Source organism: Hymenobacter segetis, assembly GCF_038448715.1.
Lineage (GTDB): Bacteria > Bacteroidota > Bacteroidia > Cytophagales > Hymenobacteraceae > Hymenobacter > Hymenobacter segetis.
Map to the genome: position 1 here is coordinate 53433 of NZ_JBCEVZ010000024.1, position 17808 is coordinate 71240.

General features: G+C 62.9%; 13 protein-coding genes. 4 read left to right on the forward strand and 9 right to left on the reverse strand.

Annotation, left to right across the window (positions count from 1 at the left end; genetic code table 11):
* The first annotated feature begins 28 nt into the window (after positions 1 to 28).
* Positions 29 to 283 carry a hypothetical protein gene (locus tag AAFH49_RS11705; RefSeq protein WP_342298284.1) on the forward strand — a complete coding sequence of 85 codons (255 nt, stop codon included), beginning with the start codon at positions 29 to 31 and terminating at the stop codon, positions 281 to 283.
* 30 nt (positions 284 to 313) lie between these two features.
* Here AAFH49_RS11705 and surE read toward each other — a convergent pair whose 3' ends face one another.
* Positions 314 to 1180, reverse strand: a complete 867-nt coding sequence (gene surE / locus AAFH49_RS11710; protein WP_342298285.1) for a 5'/3'-nucleotidase SurE — start codon at positions 1178 to 1180, stop codon at positions 314 to 316.
* Between the two features lie 299 nt (positions 1181 to 1479).
* On the opposite strand from surE, the gene AAFH49_RS11715 reads away from it, so the two are divergent.
* Positions 1480 to 3213 (forward strand): M14 family metallopeptidase, encoded by a 1734-nt coding sequence (locus AAFH49_RS11715; protein WP_342298286.1) that lies wholly within the window; start codon positions 1480 to 1482, stop codon positions 3211 to 3213.
* A gap of 60 nt (positions 3214 to 3273) precedes the next feature.
* On the opposite strand, the gene AAFH49_RS11720 is transcribed toward AAFH49_RS11715, so the two are convergent.
* The 5 genes from AAFH49_RS11720 to AAFH49_RS11740 form a co-directional block, all read right to left on the reverse strand.
* Positions 3274 to 3768 carry a DUF4112 domain-containing protein gene (locus AAFH49_RS11720; RefSeq protein ID WP_342298287.1) on the reverse strand — a complete coding sequence of 165 codons (495 nt, stop codon included), beginning with the start codon at positions 3766 to 3768 and terminating at the stop codon, positions 3274 to 3276.
* An 81-nt stretch (positions 3769 to 3849) separates the two neighbouring features.
* Complete coding sequence (locus tag AAFH49_RS11725; RefSeq protein WP_342298289.1) at positions 3850 to 4611, reverse strand: COG4705 family protein; 762 nt, start codon at positions 4609 to 4611, stop codon at positions 3850 to 3852.
* Positions 4612 to 4708: 97 nt separating this feature from the next.
* Complete coding sequence (locus AAFH49_RS11730) at positions 4709 to 5128, reverse strand: hypothetical protein (RefSeq protein WP_342298291.1); 420 nt, start codon at positions 5126 to 5128, stop codon at positions 4709 to 4711.
* A 204-nt stretch (positions 5129 to 5332) separates the two neighbouring features.
* Positions 5333 to 6883 (reverse strand): sigma 54-interacting transcriptional regulator, encoded by a 1551-nt coding sequence (locus AAFH49_RS11735; protein WP_342298293.1) that lies wholly within the window; start codon positions 6881 to 6883, stop codon positions 5333 to 5335.
* Positions 6884 to 7014: 131 nt separating this feature from the next.
* Positions 7015 to 8121, reverse strand: coding sequence for a vWA domain-containing protein (locus tag AAFH49_RS11740; RefSeq protein WP_342298295.1), 1107 nt, complete (start codon positions 8119 to 8121; stop codon positions 7015 to 7017).
* Between the two features lie 163 nt (positions 8122 to 8284).
* On the opposite strand from AAFH49_RS11740, the gene AAFH49_RS11745 reads away from it, so the two are divergent.
* Together AAFH49_RS11745 and AAFH49_RS11750 are read left to right on the forward strand one after the other, a co-directional pair.
* Positions 8285 to 8566: a DUF427 domain-containing protein gene (locus tag AAFH49_RS11745; protein WP_342298296.1), complete on the forward strand. Its 282-nt coding sequence runs from the start codon at positions 8285 to 8287 to the stop codon at positions 8564 to 8566.
* Between the two features lie 234 nt (positions 8567 to 8800).
* A complete protein-coding gene (locus AAFH49_RS11750) occupies positions 8801 to 9634 on the forward strand; it encodes a bifunctional transcriptional activator/DNA repair enzyme AdaA (RefSeq protein ID WP_342298298.1) in 834 nt (277 codons plus the stop codon).
* 92 nt (positions 9635 to 9726) lie between these two features.
* Here the strand turns inward: AAFH49_RS11750 and AAFH49_RS11755 are convergent, their stop codons facing one another.
* The 3 genes from AAFH49_RS11755 to AAFH49_RS11765 all read right to left on the reverse strand — a co-directional run.
* Positions 9727 to 14625: a M4 family metallopeptidase gene (locus AAFH49_RS11755; RefSeq protein WP_342298299.1), complete on the reverse strand. Its 4899-nt coding sequence runs from the start codon at positions 14623 to 14625 to the stop codon at positions 9727 to 9729.
* A gap of 493 nt (positions 14626 to 15118) precedes the next feature.
* Positions 15119 to 16099: an acyl-ACP desaturase gene (locus AAFH49_RS11760; RefSeq protein WP_342298301.1), complete on the reverse strand. Its 981-nt coding sequence runs from the start codon at positions 16097 to 16099 to the stop codon at positions 15119 to 15121.
* A gap of 168 nt (positions 16100 to 16267) precedes the next feature.
* A partial coding sequence (locus AAFH49_RS11765; protein ID WP_342298303.1) for a hypothetical protein occupies positions 16268 to 17808 on the reverse strand: 1541 nt, incomplete at its 5' end.

Sequence of the window (17808 nt, forward strand, 5' to 3'; positions counted from 1 at the left end):
GTAGTTTCGGGCAGTTATTCAACTTTCCGTGCGTACTCTGCTCAAACTCCTGCTTGGTAGCCTGCTGCTGGTGCTAATAGTAGCTCTGGGAACTGAGGTAGTGGCCCTGCACCGCAGCGCCCTGCCCCTGCCCACCCAAACCACCTCGCCGGTGGTGGTGCGCAAATCGACCACCGCGCCCATGCCGCCCAAAATGGTGCGGCCGGTAGCGGACCACCGGCCTCCACCCACCAAACTGCGCAAAGCCGCACTACCCGTTCATGACAAAGCCCCGGCTAATTAGCCGGGGCTTTGTTATTTAAAATGGGCTTGGCTACTCTTGGTTGGCCACGCCGTAGTCTTCCGAGGGCACGGGCTGGGGCGGCGTGGCCACCACCTGCGTTTCGGGCAGCGGCAATTGCCACCGCTCGCTGAGGTGGTCCAGGCCGTGGGCGGCGGTGAGGTCGAACTTGCAGGGCACGATGGATACGTAGTTGTTGGCCAGGGCCCACTCGTCGGTATCGGTGCCGGGGTCGAGGTTCACGAACTGGCCCACCAGCCAGTAGTACGGGCGCTGGTAGGGATCGAGGCGGCGGTCGAACTCCTCCTGCCACTTGGCGCGGGCCTGGCGGGCCAGGCGCAGGCCGGCAATGGGCGTATCAGAGTTTTTGGGGATGTTCACGTTGAGGGCCGTGCCGGCGGGAATGCCGTGGTCGAGGGCGTGGCGGCACACCTGGGTCACCCACTCGCCGACGTGCGAGAAATCGGCGTTCGGGCCGTACTCGCAGAGGGAGAAGCCCACGGCGGGGAGCCCTTCAATCGCAGCTTCAATGGCGGCCGACATCGTGCCTGAGTACAGCACGTTTACCGAGGCGTTGGAGCCGTGGTTGATGCCGGACACCACGAGGTCGGGCGTGCGGTCTTTAAGCACGTAATGCTTGGCAATTTTCACGCAGTCGGCTGGGGTGCCGGAGCACTCGTATGCATCTACTTCGGGCCCAAAAACCGGATTTTTGGTGAGGCGCAGGGCGTGGCCGATGGTGATGGCGTGGCCCATGCCGGACTGCGGCGAATCGGGGGCAACAACGACAACTTCGGCCCCGAGGGCCACCATGGCTTCGACGAGGTGGCGGATGCCGGGGGCGGTGATGCCGTCGTCGTTGGAGACGAGGATGAGGGGGCGCGGGAGGGCGGCGGACATAGGCAAAGGGTGTTTGGGGTTGGGCAAAGGTAGGTGGAGGGAGAAACTGGGCGAAAAAACTCCCCTCCTTACCAAGGAGGGGATGTTCGCGCGAAGCGCGGACGGGAGTGGTTGGGGCGTTGAACGACGGGCGGCGGGTTTCGTTCGGGTTTCGTTCGAGCGTATTCCAACGCCTACAACCACCCCAGCTTGCGCTTCGCGCAAGCGTCCCCTCCTTGGTAAGGAAGGGAGTTTTGTTCTCACGTCCCCGTTCTAACCGTTCCTTTGCAGCTATGTTCGCCTTTCTCCTTGCTTCGCTCATGACCCTCGCTCCCACCCTGCCCGCGCCCGCCCCGGCCTGGCGCACGCCGTTTGAAAACGACCCAGCCGGCAACACCACGGCCACCTACGCCGAGTGCCTCGCCTACTACCAGAAGCTGGCCGCCGCCTATCCCACCCACCTGCACCTGGCCGAGGCCGGCCCGACCGACGCGGGCCTGCCGCTGCACGAAGTAGTGCTGAGCGCCGACGGCGATGCCGACCCGGCCAGCACCCGCCGCAAAAACCGCCGCATTCTGTTCATCCAGAACGGCATTCACCCCGGCGAGCCGGAGGGCATCGACGCGAGCATGATGCTGGCGCGGGATATGATGCAGCAGAAGTCGCTGGCGAAGCTGCTGGAACAGGTGACGGTGGTCATCGTGCCGGTGTATAACATTGATGGGATGCTGAACCGCAACTCCACCACCCGCGTGAACCAGAACGGGCCGGCCGCCTACGGCTTCCGGGGCAATGCGCGGCACCTGGATTTGAACCGCGACTACATCAAGCAGGAATCGCGCAACGCGCAGTCCTTCGCGGCGCTGTTTCAGAAGTGGCAGCCCGATGTGTTTGTGGAAACGCACACGTCGAATGGGGCCGACTACCAGTACACCATGACGCTCATTGCCACCCAGCACAGCAAGCTGGCCCCGGCGCTGGGCACTTATCTGCAGGGGCAGATGCTGCCTGCTTTGTATAAGAGTATGGAGAAAAAGAAGTGGCCGATGACGCCCTACGTCGACTTTGAAGGCCAGACCCCGGAGAGCGGCCTGCGGGCTTTCCTCGAAACGCCGCGCTACTCCACCGGCTACGCGGCGCTGTTCAACACCATCGGCTTCATGCCCGAGACGCACATGCTCAAGGCTTTCGCGCCCCGCGTGCATTCCACCTATGATTTCCTGCTGACCATGCTCGAAACTGTGGGGCAGCAGGCCCCCGCCCTGGCCGCCGCCCGCGCCAAAGCCACCGCCGACATGGCCACCCAAACCGCCTTCCCCCTCACCTGGGCGCTGGATGAAAGCACGCCCGAAACCGTGCAGTTCCGGGGCTACGAGGGCAAGATGAAGCCCAGCGAAGTGAGCGGCCAGCCGCGCCTGTACTACGACCGCGCCGCGCCCTTCACCCGGCCGGTGCAGTACTTCAATACCTTCAAACCCACCACCACCGCCAGCCGGCCCACCGCCTACATCATCCCCAAAGCCTGGACCGAGGTGGCCGAGCGCCTGCGCCGCAACGGGGCCACGCTGGAGCCGCTGGCCCGCGAGGTGACCGCGCCAGTGGAAGTCTATTATTTCGAGGATTTCAAAACCACGCCCCGGCCCTTCGAGGGCCATTACGTGCACAGCCAGGTGCGCCTGCAAACCCGGCCAGAAACCGTCACTTTCCACCCCGGCGATTTGGTGGTTTATTTGAATGAAGCCGCGCCCACCCGCTACCTCATGGAGACCCTGGAGCCGCAGGCCACCGATTCGTTCTTCGCCTGGGGCTTTTTCGATAGCGTGCTGCAGCAGAAGGAGCACTACTCCGACTACGTATTTGAGGACCTGGCCGCCGACCTGCTGCGCCGCGACCCCGCCCTACGCGAGCGCCTCGAAAAGCTCAAAAAAGATAACGCCGCCTTCGCCGCCAACGGCCCCGCCCAGCTGGAGTGGGTGTACCTGAACTCGGCCTACCACGAGCCCGGCCACAACCGCTACCCGGTGGCACGCTGGCTGGGCACAGGGAAATTGTGAGTCAAGAATTAGCAGTTAGGAGTTAAAATCGCCCAGCCCCCAACCCATAACTCTTAACTCTTAACTGAAATAATGCCAGCCCCAGCGCAGCAACGCCACGCTGCCCCAGCCCACTAGCCCCACCACGGCCACCAGCACCACCAGCAGCAGTACTATCAGGCCCCGGCCGCTGCCGCTGTGGCGGCCCTCGGCGTAGTGGCGGCGCAACAGGGCCACGTTGCGCTCGTTGCTTTTGTAGGCGAAATCGAACACGTTGCCGAGGATGGGAATACCGCCCACCACGGTATCGATGAGGATATTGAGGGCCATGCGCACCACCACGGCCCCGCTGGCCCCGTGCCGGAACATGGTCATCAGCAACGCTACCGAAACCACAGTGGTGGACAGGTCGCCGACCACGGGCAGCAGCCCCAGCAGCGGGTCGAGGCCGAAGCGGAAGCGGGTGCCGGGCAGCCGGAACTGGCTGTCCATGAGCCGGGCCACGCGCTCGACCCAGCGCAGGCGCTCATCGGCATCGAAGGAAGAAGGGAGCGGCGGCTGCGGGCGAGGGAGCATAAGGCGGGCTTTGGGGGCCTGTACGTATACTACGGGCTAAATGATGGCCCGAGCGCTGCGCAACCGGCCCGGCGGCACGGCCTAGCGGGGCGCGAGGCGGTCGGGCTCAACCCCGGCCTCCGGCTGCTTGCGGAAGGTTTCGTACAGCACCAGCGCTACCAGCAGGCCGAAAAGGATGAGCGAGGAGCCCTGGGTGCCGAAGCCCAGCCCGTTTTTGGCCACCGGCTTGGTGAGCAAGTCGCCAAACGTGGCCCCAAACGGCCGCGTGAGCACAAACGCCACCCAGAACAGCAGCACCCGCGAAATCCCGGTGAAGTAATACGCCAGCACCAGCACCGCCAGCGCACCGCCGATGAGCAGGGCCCCGCCCCCAAAACCCAGCCCGGAATCATCGGCCAGGAAATCGCCCAGCGCCGTGCCCAACGTGTTCGACACCAGAATGGCCGCCCAGTAGAACACCTCGCCCGTGCGGGTTTTGATGTCGGTGACGGACAGGGATTTTTCGCGCAGCCACCACAGGCCCAGCACCAGCCCCAGCAGGGTCACCAGTATCAGCGAGCCGGTGGCGTAGCCCAGCTCCAGGGTGCGGTCCATATAGTCGGAAATGGTGGTGCCGGCCGTGCTGGTGGCCAGAATGGTGGCCCAATACAGGGCCGGAATGTAGCGCGACACGGCCAGCTGCCCCGCCAGCACCACCACAAAAAAGCCCAGCAAAATAACCGAGCTGGTGCCGTAGCCCACCTTCATGGTCTGGGCCAGCTGGTCGCCGGCAGTTTCGCCCAGCGTGGTGGCACAAATCTTCATTATCCAGAAGAGCAGGGTGATTTCCGCGATTTTTTTCATCAGCAAGTTGGAATGATAACCGGACAATAATCGGCGGCCTTCCTGTTGATTTCCTGTGGCGGCCCGCCGGAAAGGGAAACGCTACCTCGCAAATCGGCTAGGCCAGCTGGCCCAGCAGCCAGGCCACGGCCGCGCCCTCATCGGTGAAAGTGCGCAGGGCAAAGGCATCGGTGGCGGCGTAGGCCGCTTCCATCACGGCGCGCAGCTCATCATCGGCGCGCAGGTTCTCGGCCCGCACGGGCGCTACCAGGAAAGCCAGGCGCAGGTGAGCCGGGCGCACCAGGGCGGCGGCCCGGGGCAGCCAGTCGGTGGTGACCCAGCGGGCGGCGTCGGCGTTGGTGGTGGGGCGGCGGCGTACGTCAAACAGCCAGTGCGGTGTGCCCAGGGCTTCCGGTGCTCGCAGCACGGCCTCGTACTCGGACCGTTCTGTGCTGTGGGTGTGAAAAGTGAGCCAACGCGCCGTGAACAGGTCCAGGTCGGGACGGTAGGCAAACTGGATGGGAAGCGGAGGGTTCATGGCGCAGAAAACGGCGAGCGGCCAAAACTACGATGCCGCCGGGCAGCAGTCGCATTTAGGGCGGGCGGAGCGGCTAAAAATTGGGGGCTTGAGCAACTCGATTCGCAAAAAAACAGAATCCCGGAACACGCAAAAGCCCCGCATACCGGTGGGTACGCGGGGCTTCTTCAGTTTAGTCGCGGACTAAAAGTCCGCGCTACTACCCTACCGGCGGCGGCGCGGCTTCTCCTCCTCGTCCTCGTCGTCCTCATCGCCATCCCCAAAGCTGGGCATGGTGAACATCGAGGAGAGCAAGTCCTTGAACTGCGCGCCGGCCGTGAGGCGGTTGCGCGAAATCAGGCTGTGCTCGCTCAGGCCGTGGAGCAGGAATTCCATGAGGAAATAAGTGTGCTCGGGCGTTTCGTTGGGGTGCAGCTCGGTCACGATGTCGCGCAGGCCGGGCACTAGGTCGAGGGCTTTCTTATAGTCCTCGGTGCTGGCGTCGTGCAGCAAATCCAGCGTGTGGCCGTTGCCGAACCACTCCTGCACCGTTTTGTAGGGCGAGGGGCGGTTTTTGAGCTTCTTGCTCTTGTCGGGGTCGGGGAAATAATTCAGGAAGAGCGTGCGGATGGCCTTGCCCATCAGCTTCTCGGCCACGATACCCGCGCCCTCCTGCTCGCCCTCATACACCAGCTCCACCTTACCCGTCACGGCCGGCACGGCCGAAATGAAGTCGCCCAGGCGCACGTAGGTATTGCTCTCACCGTTCACCAGCGCCCGGCGCTCGGCCCCCGCAATCACCTGCTCATAGGCCGAGATGGTGAGGCGGGCTGACACGCCCGATTTGGCATCCACGAACTCGGAGCCGCGTGCCTCCACAGCCACCTGCTCCACGAGGTCATGGATAACTTCGTTGCTCGTCACCATGCCCTTCTGCTCGTCCTTGATGCGGGCTTCCTGCTTGGTGATGCGCTTGCCGATTTCAATCGACTTCGGGTAGTGCGTGATAATCTGGGCATCAATCCGGTCCTTGAGCGGCGTCACGATGCTACCGCGGTTGGTGTAGTCCTCCGGGTTGGCCGTGAAGACAAACTGGATATCGAGCGGCAGCCGCACCTTGAAGCCGCGAATCTGAATATCGCCCTCCTGCAAAATATTGAACAGCGACACCTGAATGCGGGCCTGCAAGTCGGGCAGCTCGTTAATCACGAAAATACCCCGGTGCGCCCGCGGAATGAGTCCGAAGTGAATCACCCGCTCGTCGGAGTACGGCAGTTTCAGCGTGGCGGCTTTGATGGGGTCGGCATCGCCGATGAGGTCGGCCACCGACACATCGGGCGTGGCCAGCTTCTCGGTGTACCGGTCGTTGCGGTGCATCCAGGTCACGGGCGTGTCGTCGCCGTGCTCGGCAATGAGGTTTTTGGCAAACACCGACAGCGGCTGCAGCGGGTCGTCGTTCAGCTCCGAGCCGGCCACCACGGGCATGTACTCATCGAGCAGGTTGATGAGCAGCCGCGCAATGCGGGTTTTGGCCTGCCCGCGCAAGCCCAGCAAATTGATGTGGTGCCCGGCCAGAATAGCGCGCTGCAACTCGGGAATCACCGTTTCGTCGTAGCCGAAAATGCCGGGAAACACGTCCTCCTTGAGGCGCAGCTTGCGGATAAGGTTTTCCCGCAACTCGGCTTTCACGGTGCGGGGCTTGTAGCCAGACTTTTTCAGCTGGCCCAAAGTGGTGATGTGTGCGGAATGGTTGGTTGGAAGCTGGTCGTTGGCCATGAAATGGGTTAAATTGTCATCCTGAGCAGCGCGAAGGACCTTATCACGTCCGCGCCGTTTGCATTAAGAGAACTGAAAAAGGCCGCCGTGATAAGATGCTTCCTTCGTCAGCATGACAGAAAAAGAGGGTTTTACAGCGTCTTGCGCCGGTTTTTCTTGTAGTCCTCGAACACCAGATGCCCCAGTCCTTTCAGGCCCGAATAATAGGCCTTGCCCTGGTTCACCTCCGTAAATTCCTCCACGAATTTCTGCAAATACGGGTCGGAGGTAATCATGAACGTGGTGATGGGGATTTTCACGCGGCGGGCGGCGGCGGCCAGGTTCAGGGTCTTGTTCACCACTTTGCGGTCGAGTCCGAAGGAGTTTTTGTAGTAGCCGCCGGGCTCTTTCAGGCAGGTGGGCTTGCCGTCGGTAATCATGAAAATCTGCTTGTTGGGCGTTTTGCGCTTGCGGAGCAGGTCCATGGCCAGTTCCAGGCCGGCCACGGTGTTGGTGTGGTACGGCCCCACTTGCAGATAGGGCAAATCCTTTATTTCAATCTGCCAGGCGTCGTTGCCAAACACGATGACGTCGAGGAAATCCTTGGGGTATTTCTGCTTCACGAGCTCGGCCAGAGCCATGGCCACTTTTTTGGCGGGCGTGATACGGTCCTCGCCGTAGAGAATCATCGAGTGCGAGATGTCAATCATCAGCACGGTGCTGGTCTGCGACTTGTGCTCGTTTTCGCGCACTTCCAGGTCGCCCTCGGTCAGCATGAACTCGCCGCTTTCCATGCCGTGGTTGAGCTGGGCGTTGCGGATGGATTCGGTCATCTGAATCGACTCCAGCGAGTCGCCGAAGCGGAACTCGCGCAGGTCGGTGCTCTGCTCGTCGCCTTGGCCGGTATGGGGCGTGCGGTGGTTGCCGGTGCTGCTCTTTTTCAGCTTGCCGAAAATCTCCTCCAACGCACTCTTGCGGATGCCCTGCTCAGTCTTGGGCGTGATTTTGAATTCGCCCTTTTGCTGCTCATTCTCATCAATGTAGCCCTTCTTTTTCAGGTCATCGATGAAGTTGCCCATGCCGTAGTTGTCATCGGTGAGGCCGTACTGCTTGTCGAGCTCATTGAGCCACTGTAGGGCCTCGCCTACGTCGCCGGAGGTGATGGTAACGAGCTGCATGAACAGCTTAAACAACGACTCGAAGCCCTTCTCGGGCTGGTCTTCGGGCACAAAATCGCGGAAGCGGAAGCCAACGGCCATATAATTTCTCTTTCAGGATAGGCTTGGAAAACAAGCACGGTGCGGGCAATGTTCAATTGGCTCATCTGTCATTCCGAGCAGAGCGAGGAATCTGAGGTGTGATAACCGCATTCTCCAGATTCCTCGCTCTGCTCGGAATGACACTTTCGCTACATCCCACCCAATGAAAGCCATCTGGAACAACACCGTTGTGGCCGAGAGCGACCACACCGTCGTCATCGAGAACAACCACTATTTCCCCGCTGATTCCATCAAAAAGGAGTTTTTTGAAGACAGCATCGCCCAAACCAGCTGCCCCTGGAAAGGCCGCGCCAGCTACTACTCGCTGACCGTGAACGGCGAAAAAAACAAAGATGCCGCCTGGTATTACCCCGAGCCCAAGGACGCTGCCCTGGAAATCAAAGGCCGCGTAGCGTTCTGGAAAGGCGTGCGAGTGGAAAAGTAAACCGCTACTCGACTCAGTTACATTAGAACGTCATGCTGAGCGCAGCCGAAGCATCTCTACCTCAGAAGTAATCCAATCGAATGGGTTTACTTCTGAGGTAGAGATGCTTCGGTTGCGCTCAGCATGACGTTCTTTTTATTTCAGAGTTCCCCTCTCAACCCAAACTGCGCAAGAATCGGGTTTCTACCCTGCTCATCCAGTGCGAATTTTGTAGTCAATCAGCGAATCATTCCCATGACTGACTACCAGCGCATCGCCGCCGCCCTCACCTACGCCCAGGCCCATTTCCAAACCCAGCCCGACCTTGATGAGCTGGCTAGGCAGGCCCATTGGAGCCCGTTTCATTTCCAGCGCAAGTTTCAGGAATGGGCCGGCGTGTCGCCCAAGAAATTCCTGCAATACCTGAGCTTGGACCACGCCAAGCAGCTGCTGCGCCAGCAAGCCTCGGTGGCTGAGGCGGCGCATGAAACCGGCCTTTCCGGCACCGGCCGCCTGCACGATTTATTCGTGACCCTGGAAGCCATGACGCCCGGCGAATATCGCCACGGTGGGGCTGCTCTGGCCATTCGATACAGCTTTGGTGAAAGCGCGTTCGGCCCTTATCTGGTGGCCTCCACCGCCAAAGGTATCTGCAAGCTGGCCTTCATCGAAGACGAAGCTGCCGCGCTGGCCGAGTTGCGGACGGAGTGGCCCAATGCCACGCTTGCCGCTGAAGAAACCGGTGCCCACGCCCAGGTGGCGCAGTTTTTCACCCGCGACTTCCCTCCCACCGCCCGGCTGCACCTGCATTTGAAAGGCACGCCATTCCAGCTCAAAATCTGGGAATCGCTGCTGCGGGTGCCCGAGGGCGAACTGCGCACCTACGCCCAACTGGCCGAAGCCGCCGAGCGCGGCGCGGCCGTGCGGGCGGCGGGCACCGCCATCGGGGCCAATCCGGTGGCCTACCTCATCCCCTGCCACCGCGTCATTCGCGGCACCGGCGAGCTGGGGCAGTACCGCTGGGGCAGCACACGCAAGGCGGCGCTGGTGGGCTACGAGGCGGCACGGGCCGAGCCGCAGGCAGCCTGATTCACCAACAAACAGCAGCCCCATAAAAAACGCCCCGGTCCATAAGGCCGGGGCGTTTTTTATGGGGCTGCCGTCAGGCGGCGCGGGTCAGCTTACTCAACCACCAAGCGGGTGGCCTGGGTGCCGCTGCGCACCACGTACACCCCGGCGGCCAGGCCGGCGGGCAGGGCCAGTTCGGCCCGGCCATCGGCACTGGCAGTGGTGGTGGCCAGCGTGCGGCCCAGCGCGTCGGAGAGCGTGAGGCGGGCACCCGGCATGGCACCAACTACAGTAGTGCCGGTGTGCGCCGGCTGCGGGAAGCAGACCAGCTTAGTGGCCGAAGCCGCCACGGCGGCTACCACCGCCACGGGCGAGTAGGCCACCGCGCCGCTGGCATCGAGCTGACGCAGGCGGTAGTAGGTAGCGGCGGCGGGGGCGGCCACGTCGGTAAACGAGTAGGCGTGCGCCGCCGTGCTGCTGCCCGCGCCGGGCAGCAAAGTCGAAGCATCGGCGTAGCTGCGGCCGTCGGCTGAGCGCTCCAGCACAAAGCCCTGGTTGTTGAGTTCCTGGGCAGTGCGCCACTGGGCCAGCACCCGCGAGCCGATACGCTCGGCCGAGAAGGCCACCAGCTCGACGGGCAGCGGGGTGATGCTATTGCCGCTGATGTAGAACTCCGAGAAATGGTCGGCCACCGTGGCTTCGAGGGCAAACCAGTTGCTGCCGGCCGGGGTGATGGGCGCGGCGGGCGTGAGCAGGCGCAGTTCGCGCGGGGTCGAGTTGTTGGCCATCTGGCAGTCTTCGTTGGCACCCCGATACTGCGTGAGGCGAAGCTGGGTGAGGCTGGTGGCATCGGAAGCGTCGCCGTCGTTCACGGCCATGTAGGTGCTAAAGTCGGCGTTGGCGGCGTAAAAGCGCACCAGCACGTTGCGGCCCGGGAACTGGTTCTGGGTGATGAGGTGCCAGTTGCGGTCGAGGTATTCATTGCCGCGGCCATCGACCCGCACGCTGCCCTGGTTGAGGGTAAATTCGGCCGAAACCTGCCCCAGCGCAAAGCCCTGGTCATTGATGGCGGCCACCAGCTGGCCGTTGGCCGCGCGCAGCCACTGCCAGGTACCGGTGCCGGTGCTGCTGATGGGCGTAGTGCTCAAACACTGATTATAGGTGCCCATAAACAGCGTGAGCACCTCAAACGAAGCCGACGTGGTGGTGGTGCCGCCGCTGCCCACTACTGCCACCGTACCGGTGGTAGCCGTGGCTGGCACGGTCGCAGTTATCAGCGTGGGCGAATTCACGGTGAAGCTGGCCGCATCGACGCCATTAAAGCGCACGGCCGAGATGCCGGTGAAGTTGCTGCCCGTAATCAGCACCGTGGTGCCGGCCGGCCCCAGCGCCGGCGTGAAGACGCTGATAGCGGGTGGCAGCACCGTGAAGAAGCTGGCCGACACGCCCGTGCCGAGCGGCGTCTGCACCGTAATCGGGCCGGTGGTGGCTCCGGTGGGCAGCGTGGTGCTGATGCTGGTAGCCGAATTCACCGTGAAGGTGGCCGGCGTGCCATTGAAGCTCACGGCCGTGGCCCCGGTGAAGCGGCTGCCGGTGATGGCCACGTTGGTGCTGCCCGGGCCGCTGGTGGGCGTGAAGCTGCTGATAACCGGCAGGTCGGCGCAGGTCAGCGTGAGGGTGAAGTTGCCCACGCCCGGGTTGCTGGCACTGTTGTAGTAGCCCGTTACATAGATGTAATAAGTGGTGCCCGCCGTGGCCGCAAACGTGAGCGTGGCCGCGCCGCCGCCCGCGCCGCAGCCATCGTCGTCGCCGCCCACGCACACCAGGCTGGTGGTTGGGCCGCTGTACACGGCCACCTGGCCATCGTAGCTGGCATTGGCACAAGTGCCCACCGTTACGTTACCGCCCTGGCCCACAAACTTGTAGAACACCCCCACCGTGTTGGTAGTGAGGGTGGCACCCGTGCAGTTCGTGGCCGGGTCGCCGGTGTGGGTGGCACCGAAAGTGGTACCATTCGTCACGCTGCCGCAGCCAATGGCAATGGCATTGGCCACCAGGTCATTGGCCGGCGTTACGTAGAAATCGGTGCTGGTGAGCACGGTCACGACGGAGTTAGCGAGCGATATCGGGCCGGAAGTTGCCCCGGCGGGGACGGAGGTGGTAATGCGGTTGCCACCGCCATTTACACTGAAGGTGGCGGGTGTACCATTTAAGGTAACCGCGGTCACGCCACTCAGATTCGAGCCGTTGATAAGCACTGATGTACCAACCGGCCCATTGTCCGGCGAGAAGCTGCTGATGACCGGCGCGCCCGAAGTCACCGTCACCTCATACATGCGGCTCGACGTAGCCGTGCCGCTGGCCGTGTTGATGGCAATGTAGCCCGAGCGTGCGGCCGCAGGCACCGTAGCCCAGATTTCCTGGTCCGAAGCCACGGTGAAGGCCGTCGCCGCCGTGCCATTAAACGTCACCGACGTAGCGCCCGTGAAGCCCTGGCCGGTCAGCGTCACCACCGTGCCCACCGGCCCACTGGCCGGCGCGAAGCTGGTGAACACCACCGCCGGCGTGACGGTGAAGTTGATGGGGCCGGTGGCCGTGCCATCGGGTGTGCGCACCGTGAGCGGCCCGGTAGTGGCCCCCACCGGTACCTGCGTGGTGATGGTGGTGGCATTCACGACGGTGTAGTTGGCCACGTACATGCCGTTGAACTTCACGTTCACTGCATCGGTCAGCGTGGTGCCAATGATGGTAACGGCTGTGCCGGGAGGGCCGCTGGTGGGCGAAAACGAGGTAAGCGCCGGCAGCACCGTGAAGCTGATGCTGGCAATGCCGTTGGGCGTGGTCACGCTGATGGCCCCGCTGGTGGCCCCCACCGGCACCGTAGTGGTGATGGTGGTGGCGCTAACGGCCGTAAAGGTTGCCGCCGTCCCGTTGAAGCTCAGCGCCGTGGCGCTCGACAGGTTGGTACCGGTCAGGGTAATGGCGCTGCCCTGAGTGGCCCCGCCGGCGGGCGCCAAGCTCACGAGCGTGGGCGTCGGGCCCGGGTTCAGCACCGTGAACGTGGTCGAAGTAGCCGTGCCGCTGGGCGTGGTGAGCACGATGGTGCCCGTGGTGGCCCCGGCCGGAATCGTGACAGTTACGCTGGTGGTCGAGGTGAGCGTGGCCACGGTGGCATCGGTGCCGTTGAACTGCACGCGGTAGGTGGTGCCGAAGTTGGTACCGGTCAGCGTGACGGTCTGGCCCACGGTGCCGCTGGCTACCGATAAGCCCGTAATGGTGGGGGCAGCTTCGCCCAGGCCCACCGCCCGCCAGGCCTGCGCCACGGCCGTTACTTCGGCCGAGCCCAGCCCGTAGAGGTCGATGGCTGCTTGCATGGTGGCGGCGCGGGCCCCGGCGTAGGTGCAGCTGGCCGGCATGTACAGGCGCTCGGCGCGGTAGGTAATGCGGGCACCTTTGCTGATGTTGATGCCCGACACGTTGAAAGTCGTGCCTTTGTCGTTGGTGCCCGAGCCGCCCTGGCACACCAGATAGAACCAGTAGTTCAGCACACCGGAGTTGTTGTGCACCCCGCCGTAGTCGTTGCTGGAAGTGGGGCTGGCCGTGGTAGCCTGCCAGTTGGTGCCCTGGTAGGTATCGGGCTGGCCGTATTGACCGGGGTTGCTCATCGAGCGCAAAGCCCCTCCGGCTTTCATAATGTCCTCACCAATGAGCCAGATTTGCTTGCTCGGGTCGAGGTGGTTTTCCACGCAGGCCCCCCAGATGTCGGACAGGCCTTCGTTCAGCGCCCCCGACTCGTTTTGGTAAATCAGGCCGGCCGTGGTTTCGCACACGGCGTGGCCGATTTCGTGGCCGCACACGTCCACCGCCGTCAGGGGCTTAAAGGTGGTGGCCCCGTCGCCGTAGGTCATGGCCGTGCCGTTCCAATAGGCATTTTCGTAGCCGGCACCGCCGGGCACGTCGTCGTAGTGCACGTAGTTGAGCAGCACGCTGCCCTTGTCGTCGAAGGAGTCGCGGCCGTGCACGGTGGTCCAGTAGTCCTGGGTCGTCTGGGCCCCCACGTGAGCATCGAGCGCAGCGTTATCGAAGTTGGCATTGTCGTACTCGGCGGCCGTCCAGCTGTTGTCGTTGTCGACGAAGTCGACGGCCGCCGAATAGCTGTTCGATTTCTTGCAGTTCAGCGTCACCACCCCTTTGCCGTGCACGCTCTCGCGCAGGCGGTAGCCGCCGCCAAACTGGTCGGCGTAGATGGCGCGCGGGCCCAGGTAGCGCGTGGCCCCGGTGCCCGTGGCATTCAGGTGCTTGATGATGGCATCGCGCAGCACCACCTGGCCGGTCTGCGCATCCACGTAAATCAGGGCGCGGCTCACGGGCTGGTGGGCGTAGATGTTGAATTTCCAGGCCAGCACCAGCGGGGCGCTGGCCAGCGCCTGGCGGGTGTCGGGCAACAGCACCAGCTCGCCTTTGGGCAGGTAGGTGGCTTTGGCATTGTGGGTGGTGGCGCGCAGGGCCTGCTCCTCGCCGGGCACCTGCCACTGGTACACCTTCGCTCCCACCGATTGCAGGGCATGTTGCAGGGCCATGCTTTCCGACAATCCGGGCTGCACGGCCGGCATGGCCGCCGCCCGCAGCAGCTCGCCGCTCAGCGACTCGATGCGGCCCGTGCGGGCGTGCACGCTCAGCTCGCCGTGCTCCACTTTCACGCCCCGGTAGTATTGCTGGAAGCGCTGGTGCACCATGCCCAACTCGTCGGTTTCGGTGCGTAGCGGACGCAGCTCATCGTTAGTCGTCAGGGCCAGCTCCTGGCGCAGCACCTGCAGGGCCTGGCTGAGAGCCGGCCGGGCCTTTATGGAGCGCAACAGCGGTGCGCCCGCCTGCGGGCTGAGGCCGGCAATGGGCTGGGCCTGGCTGGCCAGGCTGCCGGCCAGCAGCGCCAGCAGCACGCCGGCCGCGCGGCCACGCCGGAGGGCTACCGTGGCCTTGAGCGTAGTGAATTGGGTAAAGAATTGGGGCATCCGAACGGGTTGAATGGTGACAATAATGATGAATACAGCAGGTAGCCGAACAGGCTGGCCGCTTCATTGGCAGCAGCTTTGAAGCCAGTGCCGATGGGGATTTCTGCTCAGGCAAAGCGGTCCGGCCACGAAGCCGGAATTAATTGGCCAGCAGATTCAAACGGCGAATATAGATTGCCTATTTACAAGAATAATAATCCAAATACTATATTTTAAAATCAATATCAATTATTAACCGAAATATCCTATAGCCAGCACATTACCACAAACTGAGCTGTATCATATTGATTCACCGGAGAACCAAAAAAGACTCTCACTTATTAAACTATTTCAACAATGTATTTTACAAAACAATATATACCAACCCAACAACCGGCCTATGGCAATACCCCGAGCCCCGAATGCAAAACCGCCGCTTCGGGCACCCACGGGGCGACCAAAGCGGCGGTTGACGGGCAGCTAACCGGAGTTCGTGCCCGATGAGCGGGCGGGGTTAGCTAATCCACTTGAACTTGTACTCCAGCTTGGGTACGGGCATGCGGTCGGCCACGCGGCGCAGGCGGTTGGGCAGGGCCATCACGTAATCGCGGGCCTTTTCGGCCTCGCCGGTCAGGTCCTTAAGGTGCTCGATGTCCCAGTCGGCGATGAGCGAGTCCAGGATGTCGGTGTAGTCGTTGCTGGTATACACGCCCAGGCGCTGGGCGGCATCGGTGAAGTGGCCGAAGGTTTTGCCCATTTCCACGCCCATTTCGCGCATGTAGTGGGCCGGCATCACAATTTTCTTGCGCATCATGTCCTCGAAGGCCAGCATCATTTCCGAGGGGTCGTACTTGAAAATCTCGCTCACGAAGGCCTTGTACACGCGGGCGTGGCGGTTTTCGTCGCCCGCAATCATGCCGCAGATTTTGGAGAGCTGGTCGTCGCCGGCGGTGCGGGCCAGCTGGCCCACGCGGCGGTGCGAGATGTTGGTGGCCTGCTCCTGGTAGCTGGTGTACACAAAGGCGCGGTACGGGTCGTTGGCCGTGCCGAGGTCGAAGGCGTCGTTGATGAGGAACTGCGTGCTCACTTCGAACTCACGCATATTCACGCGGCCGCTCAGATAGAGGTAGCGGTTGAGCAGGTCGCCGTGGCGGTTTTCCTCGGCCGTCCAGCCCCGAATCCACTCGGCCCAACCGTTGTTGCGGTCGCGGTTGATGTTGTCGAGCTCGTGGAACCAAGCCTCGTAGTTGGGCAGGGCCTCTTCGGTGATGGTGTCGCCAATGAGCACGGCCAGCAGGTCGTAGCTGAGGCTGCCGGCTTTTTCGCGCAGCTCTTTTACTTCGTCAAAAAACGTGTCGCGGCGCGAATCGGGCAGGAAATCGGCGGGCTGCCAGCTTTCTTCCACACTTTTGAGGAAGGTGCTCATGTTCGATTTCACGAAGCTTTCCATCTGTTGCAGAACTTCGCCGCGGGTTATCGATATGGAGGTTTGCATAGAAATGAGGCGAAAAAAGCGTGAGGGGTGAATGAAGAAACGCTTTTCGCGCAACAAAGGTCTGCCCCAACCGTAGGGGGGCGGTTATAAGATTATGGCATTAGGGCGCAAAAAGGCCAGATTCGCCCCAGTCAGCCCGGTTTGAAGCCCGTTTTGGGCCTCAGTAAATTACATTTTTTTCAACTGCAGCGCCGCCTGGTACAGCCAGACTGCCGAATCGGCGGCGGCAGACGGCAAGGGCCGTTGGGACGAAAATAACAGCCGGGGGCCATCGAAAGCGGTACGGCGCTCAAGCCAGGCGGCCGTGCCCGGGCTGAGCAGCCACACAACGGGAGCATCAGGGCCAATGCCCGGCCGGTTGGCCAGCCGGCGCAGGCACTCCGTTTGGTCGGTGGTGCCGCTGAGGGATTGGCGCAGTGCGGCCTGTGAGGCATCGTGCGCGGGCCAGCCGGTGAGCAGCAGCACCGGCCCGGGGCCGGGCGAATACGGGCGGAAGGGCGAGAGGCTTTTCAGGAAATCGTTGGTGCCGGCCAACACCCGCACCCGCCCTGCCGGCCGGCTGATGGCAGCCAGGGCACTTTCGTGCTGCTGCAGCTCGCGGCTTAGTACCTGGTGGCGGTGCCAGGTTTTGGCGGCGTAGAGGGTGGTAATTAGTAGAAATATTGCGATGGTAGCAGGACGGGAGAACCTCCCACCCAGTCCCTCCCCAAAAGAGAGAGGAGCCTGACGGTTGTGACTTGCCGCTACTAGTGCCACTTCAGTTTCTTCAGCTGCTTTGGCTCCAGCTGACGCTTCGCTTTCAGGAACTCCTTCAGCCTTTCTCAGCCAGAAAATCACATTGGTCAGCAGCCAGAAATCGAGCAGCGGCAGCGCCAGCCGGGGCGGCAGCTTGAACAAGCCGGCCAGCAAAACCAGTCCTCCAACAAACCCCAACTGCACCAACCAGAACCAACTAGCACGCCTCCGGCGGCGGGCTACGGCCACGGCCGTGGCCGCCAGCGCCAGCAGCAGCGGGAAGTAGTCGCGCCCTAGCAGCAGGAGCCGCTGGCGCAGCTTGGCGGGCACTTCGTGGGCCAGAAAATCTGTTGCATCGAAGTGGTAGGCGCGTTGAATCAGAGCTTCGTTTACCACCGTGGAATCGCCCAGCAGCCACAGATTGATGGCGGCGGTGCCGAGGCTATCGGCAGGGGTGCGCGGCTGCGGGCGGAGCTGGTCGAAATCCAGAATGCGGCTGAAAGCGGCATCGCGGCGCTGAGCGCGGGCTTCGGCCGGCGTTTGCTGCCAGTGGAGAATGCTGGTGGCCAGCAGCAGGCCTAGCGCCGCGCTGGCCAAAACAGGAGCCGCCCGCCGCCAGCTTCCCGCCAGCCACACGGCCGCCGGCACCACGGCAATGACTCCCAGCACGGCCAGACTGGGCCGCACCAGCCACGCCGCGCCCAAAGCCAGCAGCCCCAGCAGCAGTGCCCCGCGCTGGCCGGCCCGCTGGGCCGCAAACAGCACCCCCGCCCCTGCCAGCAGCAGCGCAACCCGTCCGTGGCTGAACCACAGCCAGTGCTCCAACCAGGCCAGCCCGAAAAACAACGTGAGCACCAACGCCAATGGCCCCGGCCGCAGGTACGGCCGCAGCAATTTATCCAGCACCGCGAAGGTGAGCACCGTGGCCGCCACCAGCAGCGTGCCCAGTAGCAGCCCCAGCCACGGCACGCCGG